The organism is Bacillus safensis, from assembly GCF_039619585.1.
Lineage (GTDB): Bacteria > Bacillota > Bacilli > Bacillales > Bacillaceae > Bacillus > Bacillus safensis.
This window is the reverse complement of record NZ_CP154909.1, coordinates 696,615-714,776: the sequence shown is the minus strand read 5'-3', so window position 1 is coordinate 714,776 and position 18,162 is coordinate 696,615. Positions and strand designations below refer to the sequence as shown.

At 41.0% G+C, this 18,162-nt stretch carries 20 protein-coding genes and 1 pseudogene; 9 read left to right on the top strand and 12 right to left on the bottom strand.

What is annotated here, in order from left to right; translation table 11 throughout:
- Positions 1 to 16: 16 nt before the first annotated feature.
- The gene (locus tag AAYR28_RS03550; RefSeq protein ID WP_254968622.1) at positions 17 to 142 is read left to right on the top strand and encodes a hypothetical protein; all 126 of its coding nucleotides are present in this window, start codon (positions 17 to 19) and stop codon (positions 140 to 142) included.
- A gap of 35 nt (positions 143 to 177) precedes the next feature.
- Here AAYR28_RS03550 and AAYR28_RS03545 read toward each other — a convergent pair whose 3' ends face one another.
- Together AAYR28_RS03545 and AAYR28_RS03540 are read right to left on the bottom strand one after the other, a co-directional pair.
- Entirely contained in the window at positions 178 to 834 is a 657-nt protein-coding gene (locus AAYR28_RS03545; RefSeq protein WP_024424594.1) for a class I SAM-dependent methyltransferase, read from the bottom strand.
- 957 nt (positions 835 to 1,791) lie between these two features.
- Complete coding sequence (locus tag AAYR28_RS03540; protein ID WP_034282732.1) at positions 1,792 to 2,139, bottom strand: general stress protein; 348 nt, start codon at positions 2,137 to 2,139, stop codon at positions 1,792 to 1,794.
- Between the two features lie 221 nt (positions 2,140 to 2,360).
- Between AAYR28_RS03540 and AAYR28_RS03535 the strand changes: the two genes are divergently transcribed.
- Complete coding sequence (locus AAYR28_RS03535; RefSeq protein ID WP_041108602.1) at positions 2,361 to 2,738, top strand: YfmB family protein; 378 nt, start codon at positions 2,361 to 2,363, stop codon at positions 2,736 to 2,738.
- A 121-nt stretch (positions 2,739 to 2,859) separates the two neighbouring features.
- Positions 2,860 to 3,864 (top strand): NADP-dependent oxidoreductase, encoded by a 1,005-nt coding sequence (locus AAYR28_RS03530; RefSeq protein ID WP_034282733.1) that lies wholly within the window; start codon positions 2,860 to 2,862, stop codon positions 3,862 to 3,864.
- Positions 3,865 to 3,897: 33 nt separating this feature from the next.
- On the opposite strand, the gene AAYR28_RS03525 is transcribed toward AAYR28_RS03530, so the two are convergent.
- Complete coding sequence (locus AAYR28_RS03525; RefSeq protein ID WP_101676687.1) at positions 3,898 to 5,040, bottom strand: DEAD/DEAH box helicase; 1,143 nt, start codon at positions 5,038 to 5,040, stop codon at positions 3,898 to 3,900.
- A 152-nt stretch (positions 5,041 to 5,192) separates the two neighbouring features.
- On the opposite strand from AAYR28_RS03525, the gene AAYR28_RS03520 reads away from it, so the two are divergent.
- Positions 5,193 to 6,746: an ABC-F family ATP-binding cassette domain-containing protein gene (locus AAYR28_RS03520; protein WP_024426645.1), complete on the top strand. Its 1,554-nt coding sequence runs from the start codon at positions 5,193 to 5,195 to the stop codon at positions 6,744 to 6,746.
- 47 nt (positions 6,747 to 6,793) lie between these two features.
- Here the strand turns inward: AAYR28_RS03520 and AAYR28_RS03515 are convergent, their stop codons facing one another.
- Both AAYR28_RS03515 and AAYR28_RS03510 read right to left on the bottom strand, forming a co-directional pair.
- On the bottom strand, positions 6,794 to 7,984 hold the full coding sequence (locus tag AAYR28_RS03515) for an MFS transporter (RefSeq protein WP_024426646.1): 1,191 nt from the start codon (positions 7,982 to 7,984) through the stop codon (positions 6,794 to 6,796).
- 56 nt (positions 7,985 to 8,040) lie between these two features.
- Positions 8,041 to 8,466 (bottom strand): MerR family transcriptional regulator, encoded by a 426-nt coding sequence (locus AAYR28_RS03510; RefSeq protein ID WP_024424586.1) that lies wholly within the window; start codon positions 8,464 to 8,466, stop codon positions 8,041 to 8,043.
- Positions 8,467 to 8,609: 143 nt separating this feature from the next.
- On the opposite strand from AAYR28_RS03510, the gene folE2 reads away from it, so the two are divergent.
- Positions 8,610 to 9,506 (top strand): GTP cyclohydrolase FolE2, encoded by an 897-nt coding sequence (gene folE2, locus AAYR28_RS03505; protein ID WP_120208635.1) that lies wholly within the window; start codon positions 8,610 to 8,612, stop codon positions 9,504 to 9,506.
- A gap of 31 nt (positions 9,507 to 9,537) precedes the next feature.
- On the opposite strand, the gene AAYR28_RS03500 is transcribed toward folE2, so the two are convergent.
- Complete coding sequence (locus AAYR28_RS03500) at positions 9,538 to 11,421, bottom strand: ABC-F family ATP-binding cassette domain-containing protein (protein WP_065215110.1); 1,884 nt, start codon at positions 11,419 to 11,421, stop codon at positions 9,538 to 9,540.
- Positions 11,422 to 11,553: 132 nt separating this feature from the next.
- On the opposite strand from AAYR28_RS03500, the gene AAYR28_RS03495 reads away from it, so the two are divergent.
- The gene (locus AAYR28_RS03495) at positions 11,554 to 12,627 is read left to right on the top strand and encodes a tetratricopeptide repeat-containing glycosyltransferase family 2 protein (protein ID WP_120208637.1); all 1,074 of its coding nucleotides are present in this window, start codon (positions 11,554 to 11,556) and stop codon (positions 12,625 to 12,627) included.
- Positions 12,628 to 12,807: 180 nt separating this feature from the next.
- A complete protein-coding gene (locus tag AAYR28_RS03490) occupies positions 12,808 to 14,199 on the top strand; it encodes an amino acid permease (protein WP_025092665.1) in 1,392 nt (463 codons plus the stop codon).
- Positions 14,200 to 14,235: 36 nt separating this feature from the next.
- On the opposite strand, the gene AAYR28_RS03485 is transcribed toward AAYR28_RS03490, so the two are convergent.
- Both AAYR28_RS03485 and AAYR28_RS03480 read right to left on the bottom strand, forming a co-directional pair.
- On the bottom strand, positions 14,236 to 14,469 hold the full coding sequence (locus AAYR28_RS03485; RefSeq protein ID WP_034623095.1) for a hypothetical protein: 234 nt from the start codon (positions 14,467 to 14,469) through the stop codon (positions 14,236 to 14,238).
- A gap of 6 nt (positions 14,470 to 14,475) precedes the next feature.
- On the bottom strand, positions 14,476 to 14,733 hold the full coding sequence (locus AAYR28_RS03480; protein ID WP_003213975.1) for a hypothetical protein: 258 nt from the start codon (positions 14,731 to 14,733) through the stop codon (positions 14,476 to 14,478).
- Positions 14,734 to 14,798: 65 nt separating this feature from the next.
- Between AAYR28_RS03480 and AAYR28_RS03475 the strand changes: the two genes are divergently transcribed.
- Entirely contained in the window at positions 14,799 to 15,278 is a 480-nt protein-coding gene (locus AAYR28_RS03475) for an Hsp20/alpha crystallin family protein (RefSeq protein WP_024424582.1), read from the top strand.
- Here the strand turns inward: AAYR28_RS03475 and AAYR28_RS03470 are convergent.
- Positions 15,259 to 15,486, bottom strand: a complete 228-nt coding sequence (locus tag AAYR28_RS03470) for a hypothetical protein (protein ID WP_039177063.1) — start codon at positions 15,484 to 15,486, stop codon at positions 15,259 to 15,261. The two genes, AAYR28_RS03475 and AAYR28_RS03470, sit on opposite strands and share 20 nt — an antisense overlap.
- 92 nt (positions 15,487 to 15,578) lie before the next feature.
- Here AAYR28_RS03470 and AAYR28_RS03465 point away from each other — a divergent pair, with 92 nt between their 5' ends.
- Positions 15,579 to 15,926, top strand: a complete 348-nt coding sequence (locus AAYR28_RS03465) for a hypothetical protein (protein ID WP_046314051.1) — start codon at positions 15,579 to 15,581, stop codon at positions 15,924 to 15,926.
- Positions 15,927 to 16,042: 116 nt separating this feature from the next.
- Here AAYR28_RS03465 and AAYR28_RS03460 read toward each other — a convergent pair whose 3' ends face one another.
- The 3 genes and pseudogenes from AAYR28_RS03460 to AAYR28_RS03450 form a co-directional block, all read right to left on the bottom strand.
- Positions 16,043 to 16,675, bottom strand: coding sequence for a type 1 glutamine amidotransferase family protein (locus tag AAYR28_RS03460; protein WP_120208639.1), 633 nt, complete (start codon positions 16,673 to 16,675; stop codon positions 16,043 to 16,045).
- A gap of 74 nt (positions 16,676 to 16,749) precedes the next feature.
- Complete coding sequence (locus AAYR28_RS03455; protein WP_046314053.1) at positions 16,750 to 17,712, bottom strand: helix-turn-helix transcriptional regulator; 963 nt, start codon at positions 17,710 to 17,712, stop codon at positions 16,750 to 16,752.
- Positions 17,713 to 17,775: 63 nt separating this feature from the next.
- Positions 17,776 to 17,988, bottom strand: a pseudogene (locus AAYR28_RS03450) (recombinase family protein); the annotation flags it as partial.
- Positions 17,989 to 18,162: the final 174 nt, after the last annotated feature.

Sequence of the window (18,162 nt, the reverse complement as noted above, 5' to 3'; positions counted from 1 at the left end):
AGGAAATGGATGTGCGATGTCTCTCATCGTTTTAGACCTTGTCCTTTTCCAGTACAAAGGAGCAGAAATTTTGGTTCATATGCTTTATTTTCTGTCAGAGCAGCAAACGCTCTTGATTGGCAGACGCTCTTTCTTCCCATGAACTCCTCTGCTAGCTTTGAATCACTCACCTTTGTACTAGATTTTGACGGCAATGACATGATGCTGGCTTATTCCAGCCTTCGCTTGTAACGGTGATATGGATACAAGCTCAAGACCTGATGTACAAATTTTTTCGCCAAGCTGAGAATCTGAAAATGAAAAATGGAAACGGCCATCTTCTCCGATTAATCCTGTTTTCCACTGTTCTCCCCAGACAACAAGTGAAAAGACACCGCCTTCATGAAGTAAAGAAGAGACCTGTTTTAAATAACGTTCATGATCATCAGGATGTTGATGATGAAAGCAGCCATGATCTAAAATTAAATCAAACTGCATCCCGCGTCCCTGATCCATGGACCATGACATAAAATCTTGATGAACAAAATGGACAGGAACTGTTTCTCTTTTCTGTAATCCTTCCCACTCCTCATGCTCATACAGGTCGATACCGACATATGCGGAAAGCCCGCTTAAATGTTCTAGTGCACGGCCGTTGCCGCACCCGATATCCAGCACAGAAGCAAGTGCATTCTTTTCCCTTGAACGCCATGCCTTTAATGACATCACTGCTGCGTCTGTTAAGGATGGATCAGTAGACCACATATCTGTTCTTTGCTCATAATGCTCTTGGAATGCCATGCGCATCTTTTCTAAATACAATCCACTGTCTTCATGGTACAAAGCCTTTTTCATCATGAAACCTCCTTCAATTCACAATCTTCTTTTCGGGCAAAGGTGGTTTTCAAGCCAAAAACCTTATGTTAAAATGAAAGATGGATTTTTTAGGAAAATCTGTTTTTCTGAAAAAGAAGAGAAGCACCCCACATGTTCACTCTTCTTTTTCAGCATTCATCCTCATATGCAGCCGTTCGAAGGCCGCACCGCCTCAGCTTGTTCTCTCTTTTTTTCATATGAGTTCACCTCCTTTACCGTTCGATCAACTCACATTTCTTATTGAAACCGCTTTCTCTTTTTTATAAGGACTTAACGTCTTTTTCAATCTCTTACACTATGCTTTTAGTAGAAAGATGAATCTACTGTTTAGAATGGCGATCATTTTTTCTTCAAGTAAACGACGATTTGTTCTGTTCTAGTAGACATTTTTGTATCTAAGAGGCGCTTACGCCTTTGTTCTTGCCACCTCCTTTCACTAGATTATGCTTCGAATAAACCCGCCAGAAATTTAACAACTAATTCCATAATGACTGGATTAAGCCAAATATATTGTTTTTAGTTTATTTTGTCAACAAATTATTTCCTAAACATTAAAATGAATTTTCTAATTGAAAATACAGGTAATTTTCGTGGTTTTTTGACCTTAAAACACTTATTTCTACACAAAAATACAACTTAAACCAATAGAACTAAGAAATTTATCTACTAAATTACACAAGTTTTTTATTTAATTTTAAATCAAAATAGAAAGATACAATGATTATTTCCCGAATGGTTTTTTGTGATATTTCGACTATTTTTTCTGATTCTCCATGATTTTCATTGGTATAACGGCATTTTCAATTAGAGAGTTTACTATTTATTCCATACTTCTGTATTTACTTATTATCGTAAAAAAGATATATGTCTCTCTTTCAGACATGGAAGCATGAAAAAAAGCCCCTTACAAAAGTAAGAGGCTTTTTCGGTTGGCGTTTACGCCCAGTTTTTCACTTTTTCATGATCTGTGACAAAGAGAAGGACTTTCCCTTCGTCTAAATGTTCTTCAAATGTCTCAGCTTCTTCTTTTGAGAAACCAATTTCATGAATTTTATTGCGGAGCTCATCACCCTTTTTACTAAAGATGTTTCCAACCGCATGTTTGAGTCCAACTTCTCTTGAGCCAATCGTATTGGCATCTGCATTATTTGCAATACGCTCTGTTCGATCATCGTCATGGGACAGAACATAAATGTCCTCTCTTGCAACACCGAGTGCCTTTAATTGCTCTACATCTTTTTGAAGTGTTTCATCATTTGAATACTCTCTTACAACAGGTTTCATTTTATATTCCTCCTTTAACGTCTTACGAATCTTTTACCCGTCACTTTTGACATTAAACCTTCCACGAGCACATCCAATTTTCTTGAAAGACGTACCATGTCTATCGACTTATTTTTGACAAAAATCCTGTAAAAATGACTAAATTTTCTGAATTATCATGTTCAATCCTATTGATTTGTTGTACAATTCTTATACTGGAGGCTAGAAATGAGGGAGAGCTGATGTATTACTTTTCAGCGGAGCAGCAGTTTAATGCTTGGGTTGTCAGTGATTTGGTGAAACAGCTTTTTCAAAAGTGGAATCCTGAAGAAGCAAATACAAAGCCGCTTACATTGTTTGCCGAACAGCACTTTCGCATCTCAATTGATTATCTCTTTTCCATCATTATTAACATTGGAGATATTGAGTCAATTGAACAAGATCCACAAGACATGTTGTCCTCATACTTGAATATCCTTTTTCCTTTTGTGACGCGCGATATGATGAAAGCCTCCATGCAAAATGCAAACGAATATTTGTTAAAAGAACGTGATGCGGATGTGTATCAGCTGTTTGGCTGTCTCCCGCCGCTCCTCTCTGTATCTTTTCAGAAAAAGTAGTCCCCTTCGATAAGATGGCGGCTGCTTTTTTGTATGTGTTTTGAAAAGACCGTATGTTTTGAACGAAAAGAAGCATCATGTTAATGTAAATCTAGGCTGTAAGTGAAAGGGAGGATTTGACATGAGTCAACAAAAGCAAATTCAATTAGCTAAACGTCCTAAAGGATTACCTACAAAAGATGTTTTTCATTTTGAAACAGTCGATATACCTGTGCCGCAAGATGGGGAGGTCTTGATTCAAACGAAATATGTTTCTGTAGATCCTTATATGAGAGGGCGAATGCAGGATACAAAATCCTATACACCTCCGTTCAAGCTAAATGAAGTGATTCAGGGCGGTGTTGTTGGAGAGGTCGTTGAGTCGAAATCGCCTCAATTTGAAAAGGGTGATTTTGTCCTTGGATTCCTTGGATGGCAAGAATACTCCACTGCCAAAGCTGAATCTCTGACTAAAATTGATCCGTCCATTGCGCCATTGTCCTATTATTTAGGGATTTTGGGCATGCCAGGGCAAACCGCTTACTTCGGCCTGCTTGCGATTGGCCAGCCAAAAGAAGGCGAGACGGTTGTCATTTCTGGAGCAGCAGGTGCCGTTGGTTCTGTTGTGGGACAAATCGCTAAGATCAAAGGCGCACACGTCGTGGGAATTGCCGGATCTGACGATAAACTCGCTTATTTAAAAGAATTGGGCTTTGATGAAACGATTAATTATAAAACAACAAATGATTTAGATGATGCCATTGCAAAAGCCTGCCCTAACGGCGTTGATGTGTATTTTGACAATGTAGGCGGCGAGATTTCAGATGCGGTGATGAATCATTTAAACCGTTTTGCACGCATTCCAGTGTGCGGCGCCATTTCTTCTTATAATATTAGCGCAAGCGAGGACATCGGGCCGCGTGTGCAAACAAAACTCATCAAAACAAGCGCATTGATGCAAGGCTTCATCGTTGCCAACTATTCAGATCGTTTTGAAGAGGCAGCGAAGGATCTCGCACAATGGGTAAAAGAAGACAAACTCACATATAAAGAAACAATCATAGAAGGCTTTGACAACATTCCTGACGCATTCCTTGGACTATTCAAAGGAGAAAATGTCGGAAAACAGCTTGTCAAAATTTCATAACAAAAGGACCCTCCATGTGGAAGGGTCCTTTTCTTATGCCTGCTTGGGCGCAAGGTGCAGCTGGCCTTGCTTATACACAATTTCTTCAAGCGAAAGATTCAGCTTTTTCGCCATTTTTTTCAGCATTGATTGCTCTTGAGGTGTGACAAGGCTGATGACTGCGCCTTCTTTTCCTGCTCGTCCGGTTCTGCCTGAACGATGGATGTAGCCCTCTTCATTTGGCATATCTGCATGAATCACATATGGCAGATCATCAATATCGATTCCTCTTGCTGCAATATCTGTTGCAAGGAGGAGCGGGAATTCACGCTGTTCAAATGATTTCAAGATCACAGCACGTTCAGCTTTTTTTGCTTCACTATGAAGGACACCAAGGTCGACATGATGGTACGCTAATTTCTCTGCATAAATGCTTAAGTTCGTAATGTCACGCACAAAAACGAGCGCCTGCATGTCCTCAAGCCGTGATAGCTTTTGCAGCAGTTTCACTTTGTCACGCTGATCACATAACAGATAATAGTGACTCACTTTCTGCGCTTCTTCCTCGCTTCTAGCAATTTTCAATACTTCTGGTTCAGATGTCATTTCTTTGATCAACTGAACGGTTTCTTCTTTCAATGTTGCAGAAAAACAAAGGATTTGTCTTTCTTTTAATGTGGACTTAATGATCCCTTGGATCGTTTTCATATGCTCTGGCACAAGAAGCTGATCTGCTTCGTCTAATACAATCGTTTTGACTTCATGCATTTTCAGTTTCTTGATTTTGATTAATTCTTGTACTCGGCCCGGTGTCGCCACAACGATGTTCGGATGTTTCTTTAGTTTTTCTTGCTGCTTCTTGATGTTCGCTCCACCAATCAAGGAAACCGCTTTGATGTCTGATCCTTGCTTGAACTCTTGCACGACATCAAAGATTTGCATCACAAGCTCTCTTGAAGGTGCCAAGATTAAGACTTGCGGATGCTTGATATTGACATCAATTTTATTTAAAAGCGGCAGTACATACGCAAGTGTCTTCCCCGTTCCAGTTGGCGATTCTGCGATCACATCACGCTTCTCCGTAATCCACTCTGCTGTTTTTTCTTGTATAGCTGTTGGTTTTTCGAAGCCAGCCGCTTGAAAGTTTTCCTGAATAAATGGCTTTGCTTCTTTCAAAAATGCCCAATTTTCCGTCATGTCGATCTCCTTTATCCTCATTCAATCTATCCTTTAGTATCTCAAAATCAGCTTTGAAACGCAATTTTTCTTTTGATGCTTTTATCGAGCCGGACAGTTCGATATAATCATGAGAGGCACTAGCCGTTTTGAATCTATTTGAGGTGTAAAAAATGATATTATCTGTTAAAGATTTAAGTCATGGCTTTGGCGACAGAGCCATTTTCCACGAAGTGTCCTTCCGTTTATTAAAAGGCGAGCATGTCGGCTTAATCGGCGCCAACGGTGAAGGAAAGTCAACGTTTATGAATATTATTACTGGCAAGCTGGAGCCAGATGCAGGAAAAGTCGAATGGGCGAAAAATGTCCGTGTCGGCTACCTTGATCAGCATACCGTGCTAGAAAAGGGAAGAACGATCCGTGAAGTCCTTCAGGATGCATTCCATTATTTATTCTCCATGGAAGCCGCAATGAATGACATTTATGGCAAAATGGGTGAAGCCGATCCTGATGAGCTGGAAAAGCTGTTAGAGGAAGTTGGCGTCATTCAGGACGCACTGACAAACAATGATTTCTATATCATTGATTCTAAGGTCGAGGAGATTGCAAGAGGTCTTGGCTTAACGGATCTTGGACTGGACCGTGATGTGACGGAGCTCAGCGGCGGTCAGCGTACGAAGGTCCTGCTAGCGAAATTGCTGTTAGAGAAGCCAGAAATTCTCCTTCTCGATGAGCCGACCAACTATTTGGATGAGCAGCATATTGAGTGGCTGAAGCGTTATTTACAGGAATATGAAAATGCGTTTATCCTCATTTCACATGATATTCCGTTTTTAAACAGTGTTATTAACTTGATTTATCATGTTGAAAATCAAGAGCTCACGCGCTATGTTGGTGATTATGATCAATTTAAACAAGTGTACGAAGTCAAAAAGCAGCAGCTTGAAGCAGCCTATAAAAGACAGCAGCAGGAAGTGGCTGAACTAAAGGATTTTGTCGCAAGAAACAAAGCACGTGTCAGCACAAGAAATATGGCGATGTCCCGTCAAAAGAAACTGGATAAGATGGATATGATTGAACTGGCAGCAGAAAAGCCAAAACCAGAATTCCACTTTAAACCGGCACGTACGTCTGGGAAACTGATTTTTGAAACGAAAGATTTGGTCATTGGTTATGATGAACCGCTCTCCCGCCCATTGAATTTGAAAATGGAACGCGGGCAAAAAATTGCGCTGTACGGTGCTAACGGTATCGGAAAAACGACGCTGCTCCGAAGTCTTCTTGGGGAAATCACACCTATTTCTGGTGAAGTGGAACGTGGAGAATTCTTGCATATTGGCTACTTTGAGCAAGAAGTAAAAGAGCAAAACAGCAATACTTGTATTGAAGAAGTATGGAGCACCTTCCCTTCTTACACGCAATATGAAGTCAGAGCCGCTCTTGCAAAATGCGGATTAACGACAAAACATATTGAAAGCCGTGTGTCTGTATTAAGCGGAGGAGAAAAAGCAAAGGTCCGTCTTTGTAAGCTGATCAACGAAGAAACCAACTTACTTGTTCTCGATGAGCCGACAAACCATTTAGATGTCGATGCAAAAGAAGAACTAAAACGCGCCTTAAAAGAATATAAAGGCAGTGTCTTATTGATTTCTCACGAGCCTGAATTTTATCAAGATGTGGCAACTGAAACATGGAATTGCGAATCTTGGACGACAAAAGTATTATAACGACAAAAAAGCCTTATATCTTCAAAAGATATAAGGCCTTTTTCTAATTAATGACCTGCTTGGATATTCACCAAATGCTTACGTCCAAGGAGCAGAATAATCATGCCTAGAAGAACAACAGCAGCCCCGACATAATAAGGTGTACTTGCTGTATAGGATTCAGCGAGAACTCCGGCAATCCAAGGAGCGATCGCGCCCCCAATAAACCGTACAGCACTGTAAGAGGATGAAGCAATTGAACGTTCAACCGGTGCTGACCCCATCACAGCTGTCGTGAGCACCGTATTGATCATACCGAGAATTCCCCCAGCAATGACAATTCCGCAGATCACGACCACAATATGAGACGTCCATATTCCAATGCCGAATAAAATCACAGCAAACGAAGCAAACAAAACCACCAGCGAGGTCAATGTCCCAAGTTTACGATGAATGACCGGCGCGGAGAAGACGGAGGTCACAGCCAAAAATAGCCCCCAACCAAAAAAGACATAACCAAGTCCATGCTCATCAAGATGGAGCACAAATGGTGAATACGCTAAAAGCACAAAGAAACCAAAATTATATAAGAAAGCGGCAGATGCCATCGTTAAAAGTCCTTTATATTTTAACGCCCCGACAGCCTCAAATAATTTCACTTTTTTCTGCGGCTTTTGCATAGGTGGAAGCATAAAGGTAATCGCTAAAAGAGCGATAAGCATTAACACGGCAACGCCAAAGAAAGGCCCGCGCCAAGAAATTGTTCCAAGCTCACCGCCAAGCAGCGGTCCAACCGATATCCCAAGACCTAGTGCTGCCTCGTATAAAATAATGGCCTTCGCACTTCCTCCAACAGACACACCGACAATGACAGAGAGTGCAGTTGAAATAAATAAAGCATTCCCGATGCCCCATCCGCCTCTAAAGCCAATTAATTCATTAATCGTTGAAGAAGTACCTCCTAAAGCAGAAAAAACAATAATAAAAATGAGTCCTACTAATAACGTCCATTTCGCACCAATCCGGCTAGAAATAAAACCGGTAAAAAACATCACAAAGCCGGTCACAAGTAAGTAGCTAGTAAATAAAAGAGAGACCTGGCTTGGAGATGCATGTAATTGTGATGCAATGGCTGGCAGGATCGGGTCAACGAGTCCTATTCCCATAAACGAAATCACACATGCAAAGGCAACAGCCCAAACGGCTTTTGGCTGCCTAAGCAGACTTGTACGCTGTTTCAACACTTCTTCTTCCTTCATTCCATCAGAACCTTTCCTTCAAATGTTGACAAAATAAAATAAACACGCAGAGGTGTTTATTTTTGTAATTGCTCAATTGCATGAGCCGCTCTTTCTTTCATCGCTTCAAGATCCTTTTTAAAGGATTGAATGGTTTCAAGCTTTTTTGAAATCAATTGATGCTGCACAGTCAGCTGCGCCTCTATATCTAACAGCTTCTCTAATCGTTCCTTCGGATCAAGCGACAGCAAGTAGCCTTCTTTATTCAGCTCTAGCTGCTTTCCGATTTCCATAAACGATTGAAGCTCCTGTAAAGAAAAGCCGAGTACCTCTTTTGCCTGCATCACTTTCTCTAGCTCTTCCATGTCGTCCTCTGAGTAAAGTCTGACTCCGCCCTCTGTCCGCTTTGGTGCTGATAATAAACCAATCTCTTCATAGAAACGAATCGTCCGTTTTGTCAGTCCGCTTCTTTTCGCCACTTGATCAATTTTCATCCATTCCATCACCAGTGCCTCCTGCTCATCAATTCATGTTTTATTATACACCTTTATAACCTTAACGTAAACGTCAAAGTTTTAACCCTTGATTTCCTTCCTGTTTTATCGCAAAATAAATAGGAATAATTACGATTTAAAGGAGGTACTATATGCGCTCATTTCCATCTAAAGAAGAACGGCATCAGCTATTCGGATCTGTACCGCCAAGTCTTGGCACAAAGCCTTGGCAAAAAGAGGACATGACGGACATTCAAAAAACAGAGCAAAACTTTTATTTTCATCTTGAACAAGTCGGGATTTGCCGCATGTCCTATCCGGTGCATATCGTATCTAAAACAGCACCACAGCGCCAGACAACTACAGCTGAGTTTACACTGAGTACATCTCTGCCAGCTCATCAAAAAGGCATTCATATGAGCCGTCTCACTGAACAGCTGCACTCGTTTTATGAGAGCAGCAAGCCACTTAATGTGAATGCCCTAAAAGAATGGACGGCAGCGCTCGCCCGGAAAATGGATCAGCCCTCTGCTTCCGTTCAAGTTGCCTTTCCATGGTACATGGAAAAACAGAGCCCAGTCACCGGTCAGTCAGGCTTGATGTATGCGACTGTCCAATATGACGTCCATTTTCATGAAAAGGACGGATGGACCTGTCACGTTGGCTGCGATGCACAGGTCACGACATTATGTCCTTGTTCCAAAGAAATCAGTGAATATGGTGCACATAATCAGCGCGGATCTGTTTCCATTCAAGTAGGGTTATTTGAACAAGCATCGCATCCTGAGGATATCAAGGCCGCTCTTTTACATATCATCGAGTCCAATGCGAGCGCACCGCTTTATCCCGTGCTCAAAAGACCTGATGAAAAGAAAGTGACGGAAGAGGCTTATGAAAATCCGCGCTTTGTAGAAGATATCACAAGATTAATTGCCATCGAATTATATGAGCAGCCATGGATTAAAAGCTTTCAAATCGAGTGCCGTAATGAGGAATCCATCCACCAGCATGATGCGTATGCCAAATGCTCCTATCAAAAAAACCTGTAGATCGCTCTACAGGTTTTTTATTTCCACATCTTTATTCATTCAATTCCTCAATCATAAGCGACAATTCTGTCCAGCGGTCCATTGCTTGTTCTAGTTCTTCCGCAACGGCTTTTTGTTCGTCCATCAGCTCTTGAATTTTTCCAAAATCACTTCCTGCTTCTACAATGCTGGTTTCGAGCTGCTGATGTTTTTCCTCTAATGCCTGTATCCGGTCTTCAATCCCGTCCCATTCAAGCTGATCTTTATAAGAAAGTTTTTTTCTCTTTTTAGGTGCGGCTTCTACTTGTTTCTCAGCAGGCTTTGTCTCTGTCCGCTTCTGCTCTTTTTCCTGTTCCATATAATCGCTGTAAGCACCTTGGAAGTGTGAAATGCGCCCATTTCCTTCAAAGACAAGCAGACGGTGAACCACTCGGTCTAAGAAATAACGATCATGGGACACGGTGATGACGACGCCAGGGAACTGCTCTAAATAATCCTCTAAAATACTGAGGGTCTCTGTATCAAGGTCGTTCGTCGGCTCATCTAAAAAGAGAACATTTGGCTCTTCCATTAAGACCTTCAATAAATACAATCTGCGGCGTTCTCCCCCTGACAGCTTACGAATATACGTCCGCTGCATCGATCTTGGAAAAAGGAACCTCTCCAGCATCTGCTCTGCTGTGACAATAACGCCATCAGACGTCTTGACGATCTCAGCTGTTTCCTTGATATACTCAATGATGGTCAGCTCATCATTCATTTCCTTGTGATCCTGCGTGTAATAGCCAATACGAACGGTTTGTCCAATGGTCAATTGTCCTGAGGTCGGTTCAATCTTACCCGCTAGACAGTTCAGCAGAGTGGTTTTGCCGACTCCATTCGGTCCGATGAATCCGATACGATCACCCGGCACGACTAAATCTGTAAACCGCTCCACAAGGGACTGGCCAGCAAATGAAATTGATAAGTCTTCTGCCTCTATCACTTGTTTCCCCAAGCGGTGCGAGCCGATGGCAAAATCAAGCTCTCCCTTCGCATCAGGTCCTTTTTGATCTTTCAGCTCTTCGACTCTGCCGATACGTGCTTTCTGCTTTGTCGTTCTTGCTTTTGCTCCTCGTCTCAGCCATGCAAGCTCTCGTCTAAGCAAGTTTTGACGCTTCGTTTCTTTCACCTGAGCCTCTGCTTCCCGCTCCGCTCTTTTTTCTAAAAAGACTTCATAATTTCCTTTATACGTATAAAGCTGTCCTTGATTTAACTCATAAATCCGATTGGCCACCCGGTTTAAGAAATAACGATCGTGCGTCACGAGAATGACAGCACCGCTATATTGGCTTAAGTATCCTTCAAGCCATTCAATGGTGGCATTATCAAGGTGGTTGGTTGGCTCATCTAAAATCAGCAAACCTGCAGGCTGAATTAAATTTTTAGCAATGGCGACACGTTTTTTCTGTCCGCCAGATAATGCATGTACAGAGCGGCTCACATCTTTCACGCCAAGCTTTGTCAAAATCGTTTTAGCTGAAAGGTTCGCATCCCAAGCATCTTCCTGATCCATTCGATTCTGCATGCGCATCAGCGCCTCTTGTTTTGCCTCATTTTGCGGGTCATGCTCTAAATCGGCGAGTGCCTGTTCATACGCCTTCATCGTTTGAATCATTGGTGCCGTTCCAGAAAAAATGTAGTCAAGAATCGTTTCATTTCCTGTCATTTCAGGATCTTGCTCAAGAAATTCGATATCAAGTGTCCCTGCTTTCGTGATGTCACCTTCCTCAAACGATTCAAGTCCCGCGATGACCTTTAGAAGTGTTGACTTCCCTGTACCATTTGGTCCAATCAATCCGATGCGTTCCTTCGGTTCTATATGAAACGAAATATGATCAAACAGCGTTTTCTCGCCATAGGTTTTATATAATCCTTCAACATTCAATAAACTCATTTTATCAGCCCTTACATAGATTCTTCCTTTATTTTAAATCAGCCAGTAGCAGAAAACTAGTTTTAAAAAACCAGCTGATGAAAAGAATGTTTCCTTTTGATGCTCGATACACTATGAAGAGGTGATCTAAAGATGATAACCATTAGCTTATGTATGATTGTGAAAAATGAAGAGGAAGTGCTGGCGGAATGCCTTTCTTCTGTTCAAGACATTGTCGATGAGATAATCATCGTTGATACGGGATCAACAGATCAAACAAAAGAGATCGCTCATTCCTTTTCAGCAAAGGTGCTGGATTTTGAATGGGTGCAGCATTTTGCAAAAGCACGTAACTTTGCTTTCTCACATGCAGCGAAAGAGTATATTTTATGGCTCGATGCTGACGATGTTCTGCTTGAAGAAGACCGCCAAAAACTGCTTCAGCTCAAGCAGACACTTGATCCCTCGGTGGATGCCGTTTCGATGTTTTATCATGTGGGATTCGATGAAGACGGTCAGGTCAATTTCAAATATAGAAGAAATCGCCTTGTGAAGCGTTCGTTGAACTTTCAGTGGTATGGGGCCGTTCATGAGTTTCTTCAAGTGTATGGAAACATCTTTCCAGCAGATATCGCCGTCACACATCAAAAACGCAAGAAAACAACTCTTGGTGAGCCTGAGCGCAACTTGCGAATTTATGAAAACATGCTGGCAAAAGGAGAGGACATGACGCCCCGAGATCTCTTTTATTTTGCCAATGAATTAAGGGACAACGGTCAGCATGTCAGGGCGATTCGTTTTTATCATGAATTTTTAAACACAAAACAGTGCTGGATTGAGGATGAAATTCGCACATGCCAATATTTAGCCGACTGCTATTATGCGGTAGGTTTCGAGGAAGCGGCCTTATCCTCATTATTACGATCCTTCTTATATGATCAGCCCCGGCCAGAGTTTTGCTGCCGGATCGGGGATCATCTAAAAATACAAAATAAACATCAGGCGGCCATCTTTTGGTATGAGCAGGCGCTGAAGGCTCCTGAAAACGAAACAGCCTTCACACTTACACAATATAAAACGTGGTATCCTCACCTTCAGCTTTGCTACTGTTATTATCAGCTCGGCGACCTGGAGCAAGCCAAAATACATCACCATGCCTCCTCCGCCCATCATCCCACTCATCCAAGTGTGCTGTACAATGAAAAAATATTTGCTGAACAGACATAGATCGTCTGTCACCACATCCGCCTTCGATTTCACGGCGGATGTCTCTTTTTATATACTTATTCGGTTGTGACGTTTAATACTTTAGTGATTTAAAGCGTTTTTCAACCAATTGACTAAATTGTCATTTGCGCATATACTAACATTCGTCTTACGAAAAGATTTATCCATTAGGAGGTCAACATGAGTTCTTTATTTCGAAAAAAATCTCTCGACCAGCTCATGCTTGAAAGTCAAACAAAGCGGCTCAGCCGTTCGTTGAATACGTTTGATTTAATCTTGCTTGGCATTGGCTGTGTGGTCGGGACTGGAATCTTTGTCATTACGGGGGTTGCTGCGGCAAATGATGCGGGACCTGCGATTATTATATCTTTTATTTTGGCTGCGATCGCATGCGCCCTTGCTGCTTTTTGCTACGCTGAATTCTCCTCATCCATTCCTGTGTCAGGAAGCGTCTATACGTATTCCTACGCAACACTTGGGGAGTTTCTTGCCTTCTTAATGGGCTGGGATCTCATGCTGGAATATGTTATTGCGCTCTCTGCTGTAGCAAGTGGATGGTCGTCCTATTTTCAATCACTGCTCAGCGGATTTGGCCTGCACATACCGAAGGCTTTATCAGCTGCACCTGGAGCCGCTGACGGGGCCGTCTTTAACCTTCCAGGCGCACTCATTATTTTGCTCATCACCTTTATCGTCTCAAGAGGCGTCAAAGAAAGCACAAAGCTGAATAACATTATTGTGCTGATCAAAATTGCCATCGTCCTTCTCTTTATCATTTCAGGCTTTGCTTACGTCAAACCTGAAAACTGGACACCGTTTATGCCAATGGGCTTCCATGGCGTGATTGCTGGAGCTGCAACTGTCTTTTTTGCTTACCTTGGATTTGATGCAATCGCTAATGCATCAGAAGAAGTCAAAAACCCGCAAAAGGCGATGCCAATTGGAATCATCGGTGCGCTCGGTGTTTGTACGATTTTATACATCGGGGTTTCATTCGTCTTAACTGGCATGGTTCACTATACGAAGCTGAATGTCAGTGATCCTGTCGCTTTTGCTCTTCAAGTGGTTGGCCTGAATAGTGTCGCTGGCATTATATCCGCAGGTGCTATTATCGGGATTACGACAGTGTTAATTGCACTTGTCTACGCTCAGGTTCGTTTAACCTTTGCCATGAGCCGAGATGGACTCATGCCGAAAATCTTTTCAAACGTTCATCCAAAATCTAAGACACCGGTTGCCAACACTTGGCTGACAGGCGCTGTTGCGTCATGTATCGTTGGATTCGTCAACTTATCAACACTTGCTAATTTAGTCAGCATCGGTACACTTGCGGCCTTTACGGTGATCTCTATCGCTGTGATCGTACTCCGGAAAAAACATCCGAATATGAATACAGCTTTTAAAGTACCCTTTGTCCCTGTCCTTCCTATAATTAGTGCGGTCATTTGTATGATCTTGGCTTTCACACTGAAATGGGAAACATGGAGAGCCTTCCTCATCTGGATCGTCATCGGTGTTGTTGTCTATTTCACCTATGCAAGACGAAAAAGCCATCTTAATGAAACACATTAGAAAAGAGACACGGGGATTCCCGGTCTCTTTTTTTGCTTAAATCACACTGTTTTTGACTGAATTTGAGTCCACCATATCTGGATCTAACACGCTTGAAATCGGAATGACAAGCGGTGAACAATCTCCATTGTCCTCACCAAAACCTTGATTCAATTTCATCGAGAGAAAATAATCAATCTGCTGATAAGGTCCTAGCGTCAGTGATGCACCCCGATCCATTGTATTGATTTTAAAAGCACCGACATTGACGACTGAGGGTGAGAATAACATCACACGTCACTTCCTTTGAATGGGTTTAGCTGCTGGCGAAAAAGAGGCAGGTGAGTCCACTTGATCTCGATCATCTACATGGCTTTTTGTACCGACAAAACCGCTGGCATCTCCAAAATTCTGTCCGTAACCCTGATTTTTTTTATCTGAGTTTTGCCACTCTGCTAACAAATTTTGTCCGACATTCACCGCCGACGCATTTTCAAAGGAATTAATTTTTAACATGAAAATATTAATATTGATATACGGAGTTGGTTGAACCACAGATAAACCTCCTTTTTATAGGTATATGCAAGCACCCATCAAGTATGTTAACGGGAGGTCTTCACATGGACTTCGAAAAAATGAAGCAGTGGATGGATATTGCCCAGCAAATGCATGGAGATGATTTTTGGAAAATGATCTTCGATGATGAGCAAAGATCCCCCTTTATGGCAAACGGTCCATCTCCATTTACATTCACACAGCAGGATCAGCGGGGATCAGATGCGTCGTTTCCTCCAATCGACATGGTGGAAACCCATGCAGAAATTCAATATTTAATTTATTTGCCTGGCTACCGAAAGGAAGATGTTCAGGTGTTATCATATGGTGAATATTTGGTTGTGAAAGGACAGCGTTTTTCCTTTTTTAACGAACAGGACTTTCGCCAAAAGCAAGGGAAGTATGGTCCGTTTGAAAAGAAAATCCGCCTTCCAGAAATGATTCTTGGTCAAATGAATGCTGCCTTTAAAGACGGTGTACTTTACATCCGCCTGCAAAAGGATGAAGGAAAAGCGACGGCTATCATCATAGATGACGAATATTGATACTCACTGCGTCTATTTGATCACGATCATCAATTGTTTCAATTGGCAGGATCGTGATCACGCCATCAGCATTCTGTTCCCCAAAGCCATTGTTTCGTTTGATCGTACTGCAATGATTGCGAACAAACGTCGAGCCAAACGTCATAGATGATCCTGTGCCAATGGAATTCGTTTTCATATGGGCAATGTGAATCTGAGTAGGCAGCATATGCTTCTCCCCTTTCTTGTCATCTCTATAAGTATATACGGGGCAGCTTTTCCATAGACTAGAGTAAGGCGGAAGAAAAGGTTGTGGTCTACTTGAAACATTTCATTCAATCACTCTTTAAAAAAATTGAATCCAATCCATCCCCATCTGTCATTGAGCTAGAAAAAAGACTCGCCGCTCTTGAGCAAAAAATGTCTGCACCAGCTGCTCCTGTCTCAGAGGATACACACATCCATATCGAATCCCTGCGAGTGGACAAAATTGACTACCATTTAGAATTTGGGGAGCTTTCTATTGACCAGCTTCAAGGCAGGCTCAATATTGGGGCAACCTATTACACGCCAAAGGACACATGCATCAAAAAATCCACACAAACACCGAAGCCAAAAGAAACAAAAACACCGGTTGTCTCGATTCGATCAAAGCCTTCATCTTCTTAATGTGCTCGGCTTTTTAGTACAATCGGGGCAGTATCACAAACGATAAGACAAGTCCAAAATAAAAAGCTCTACTTCTCTACAAATCAAAGTAGTGAAATTGAGCTTTTTCCGTTACTTCATTTATTTATTGAATTCATCAATCGGAAGAAATATTCAGATTGATGTGTCTTATTCAGGTTATACCAAGAATGTAAGGCATCTGGTGCAAATACTTCTATTTTTTTCAGCACTTCCATTGCAAATTTTAAAGGAGCTATTCCTGATGCAGTAACTAAATTCGCATCAGATACCGCAGGTGCCAACTCATAGAACTTCTCTCCTTTATAGTTAGGACAAACCATTTTAGTATATTCTAAGTTATTACTTGTATGCCTTCTAGTATTTAAGTATCCCATATTCGCGAGCCCGTCAGTTGCACCACAAATTGCAGCAACAATTGTGCCAAGCTCTAAAGCTTGACCAATTCTTCCCAAGATAGGTTGGTGAATTTTTTCACCCCAAGTCGTCCCTCCTGGTAAAATCAAAAGATCTTTGCTCTCAAGATTACATTCTTCAAGGGAAATATCTGGTTTTATGCTCAAACCTCCCATAGTAGTCTTTATTTCTTTATTAACTCCTACTGTAATTACTCTTAAAGGTGCTAAATCTTTTTTGAAATATCTACCTGAGTTTAGTTCAGCGATTAAATATCCATATTCCCAGTCAGACATCGTATCAAATACATATAGATAAACTTTTTTTGTTTGCATCCAATCACCTTCCATTCACAATTGATATAGCTATTATAAAATAACTTCCCTGACAGTTAACGTCAGGGAAGTTATCATACTTGGTAAAATTTTATTAAATCCGACAAAACTTCAATAACTCTTTTCTTAAGACTAATTGGCTCAACAACTTTAATAGATTTATTATAAGGTAAAAGTAAATAAGGTACATATGTATGTATCATATCTTTTGGAAGAAGAAAAACTGCTTGATCTGAAGTCCGTTCTTGTAAATAATGTCCTAAAAACCAATGTTGGCAAATATCAGCCAATACATTTTTATCCCCATGAATCACCAAAGAAATAATCTCTTCCTTATCTTCTAAAGTTGGTAGGAGACTGTTTATAAAAAAGTCACGTGCTGAAAAATTTTCTTTCTGGTCAAAATGATTTACTGTCAGCATTAGACTTTCAATTCGATCTACTCTAAAACTACGCATATCATTCCTAAGATGACAAAATCCAATCACATACCACTTATTATTCCAATAGATTATTCTGTATGGATCGACACACCTATGATGTAATTGCTTTTCTCCACTTTTATTGTAAAGAATTTTCACCGTGTATGCGTCTGCTATGGCCTTTTCCAACTTCTTTAAAGAAGGTTCCAAAGAGATTGAAGGGGTTCGACTTATTACTTCAAGACTAGTTATATGTTGGTTTACCTTTGTTTCTTGCTCTTGATTTGAGTGTTTACTAAGTTTTGAAATGGCCCTTTTTAGCGCTTCATCTCCATAATATCCGGCTTCTTCTGCAAAAACAGCAGCGTGAAATAGTGAAGTCATCTCCTCAAAATCAAAAAATAGAGGGGCCTCTATAAAATTGTTCAATAAACTATATCCACCGTTATGTCCTGGTTCTGAAATAATAGGTACGCCACTCGTTGAAAGTGTATCAATATAACGATACACAGTTCTTATATTCATCTCTAACTTTTCTGAAATTTGTTTTGCAGTTATTTTTTTATCCGAACGAAGCATCCATAAAATGGATAACAAATTGTCTACTTTAGGCATATAATTCCACCTTTATATGAGTTTTATTTCCGATGATATACTTGTGATTTTTGGTATAACTCATCAATTTCTTTCCGATATCTTTCTAATTGAAGCTTTACACAGATTTGTCATTTCACACATTTGATTTACAATTTTATTTTCCTCTTTATAAAGCTTTACTGCATCATGGTATCTCAAGCAGACCTTAAGCATTGGATAATATCACGTTCTAATTGGCTTACACCCGCCATAAATGTAAATTAAGAATTGGCTGTAAGGATTATCTTCTGATATCTAGCTACGTATCTTTTAAGAATTTTAAATTTGTCTTTTTACTGTGAGTAATACAGGGCTAGGTCTGTACCATAAATGATTTCACCTTTTTCTTCAATAGAGGACTTAGATATTATTAATAAAATTGGGTATCCTAAACGATAAATCACAGGTCGTTTTTCTTATCTATTTAGC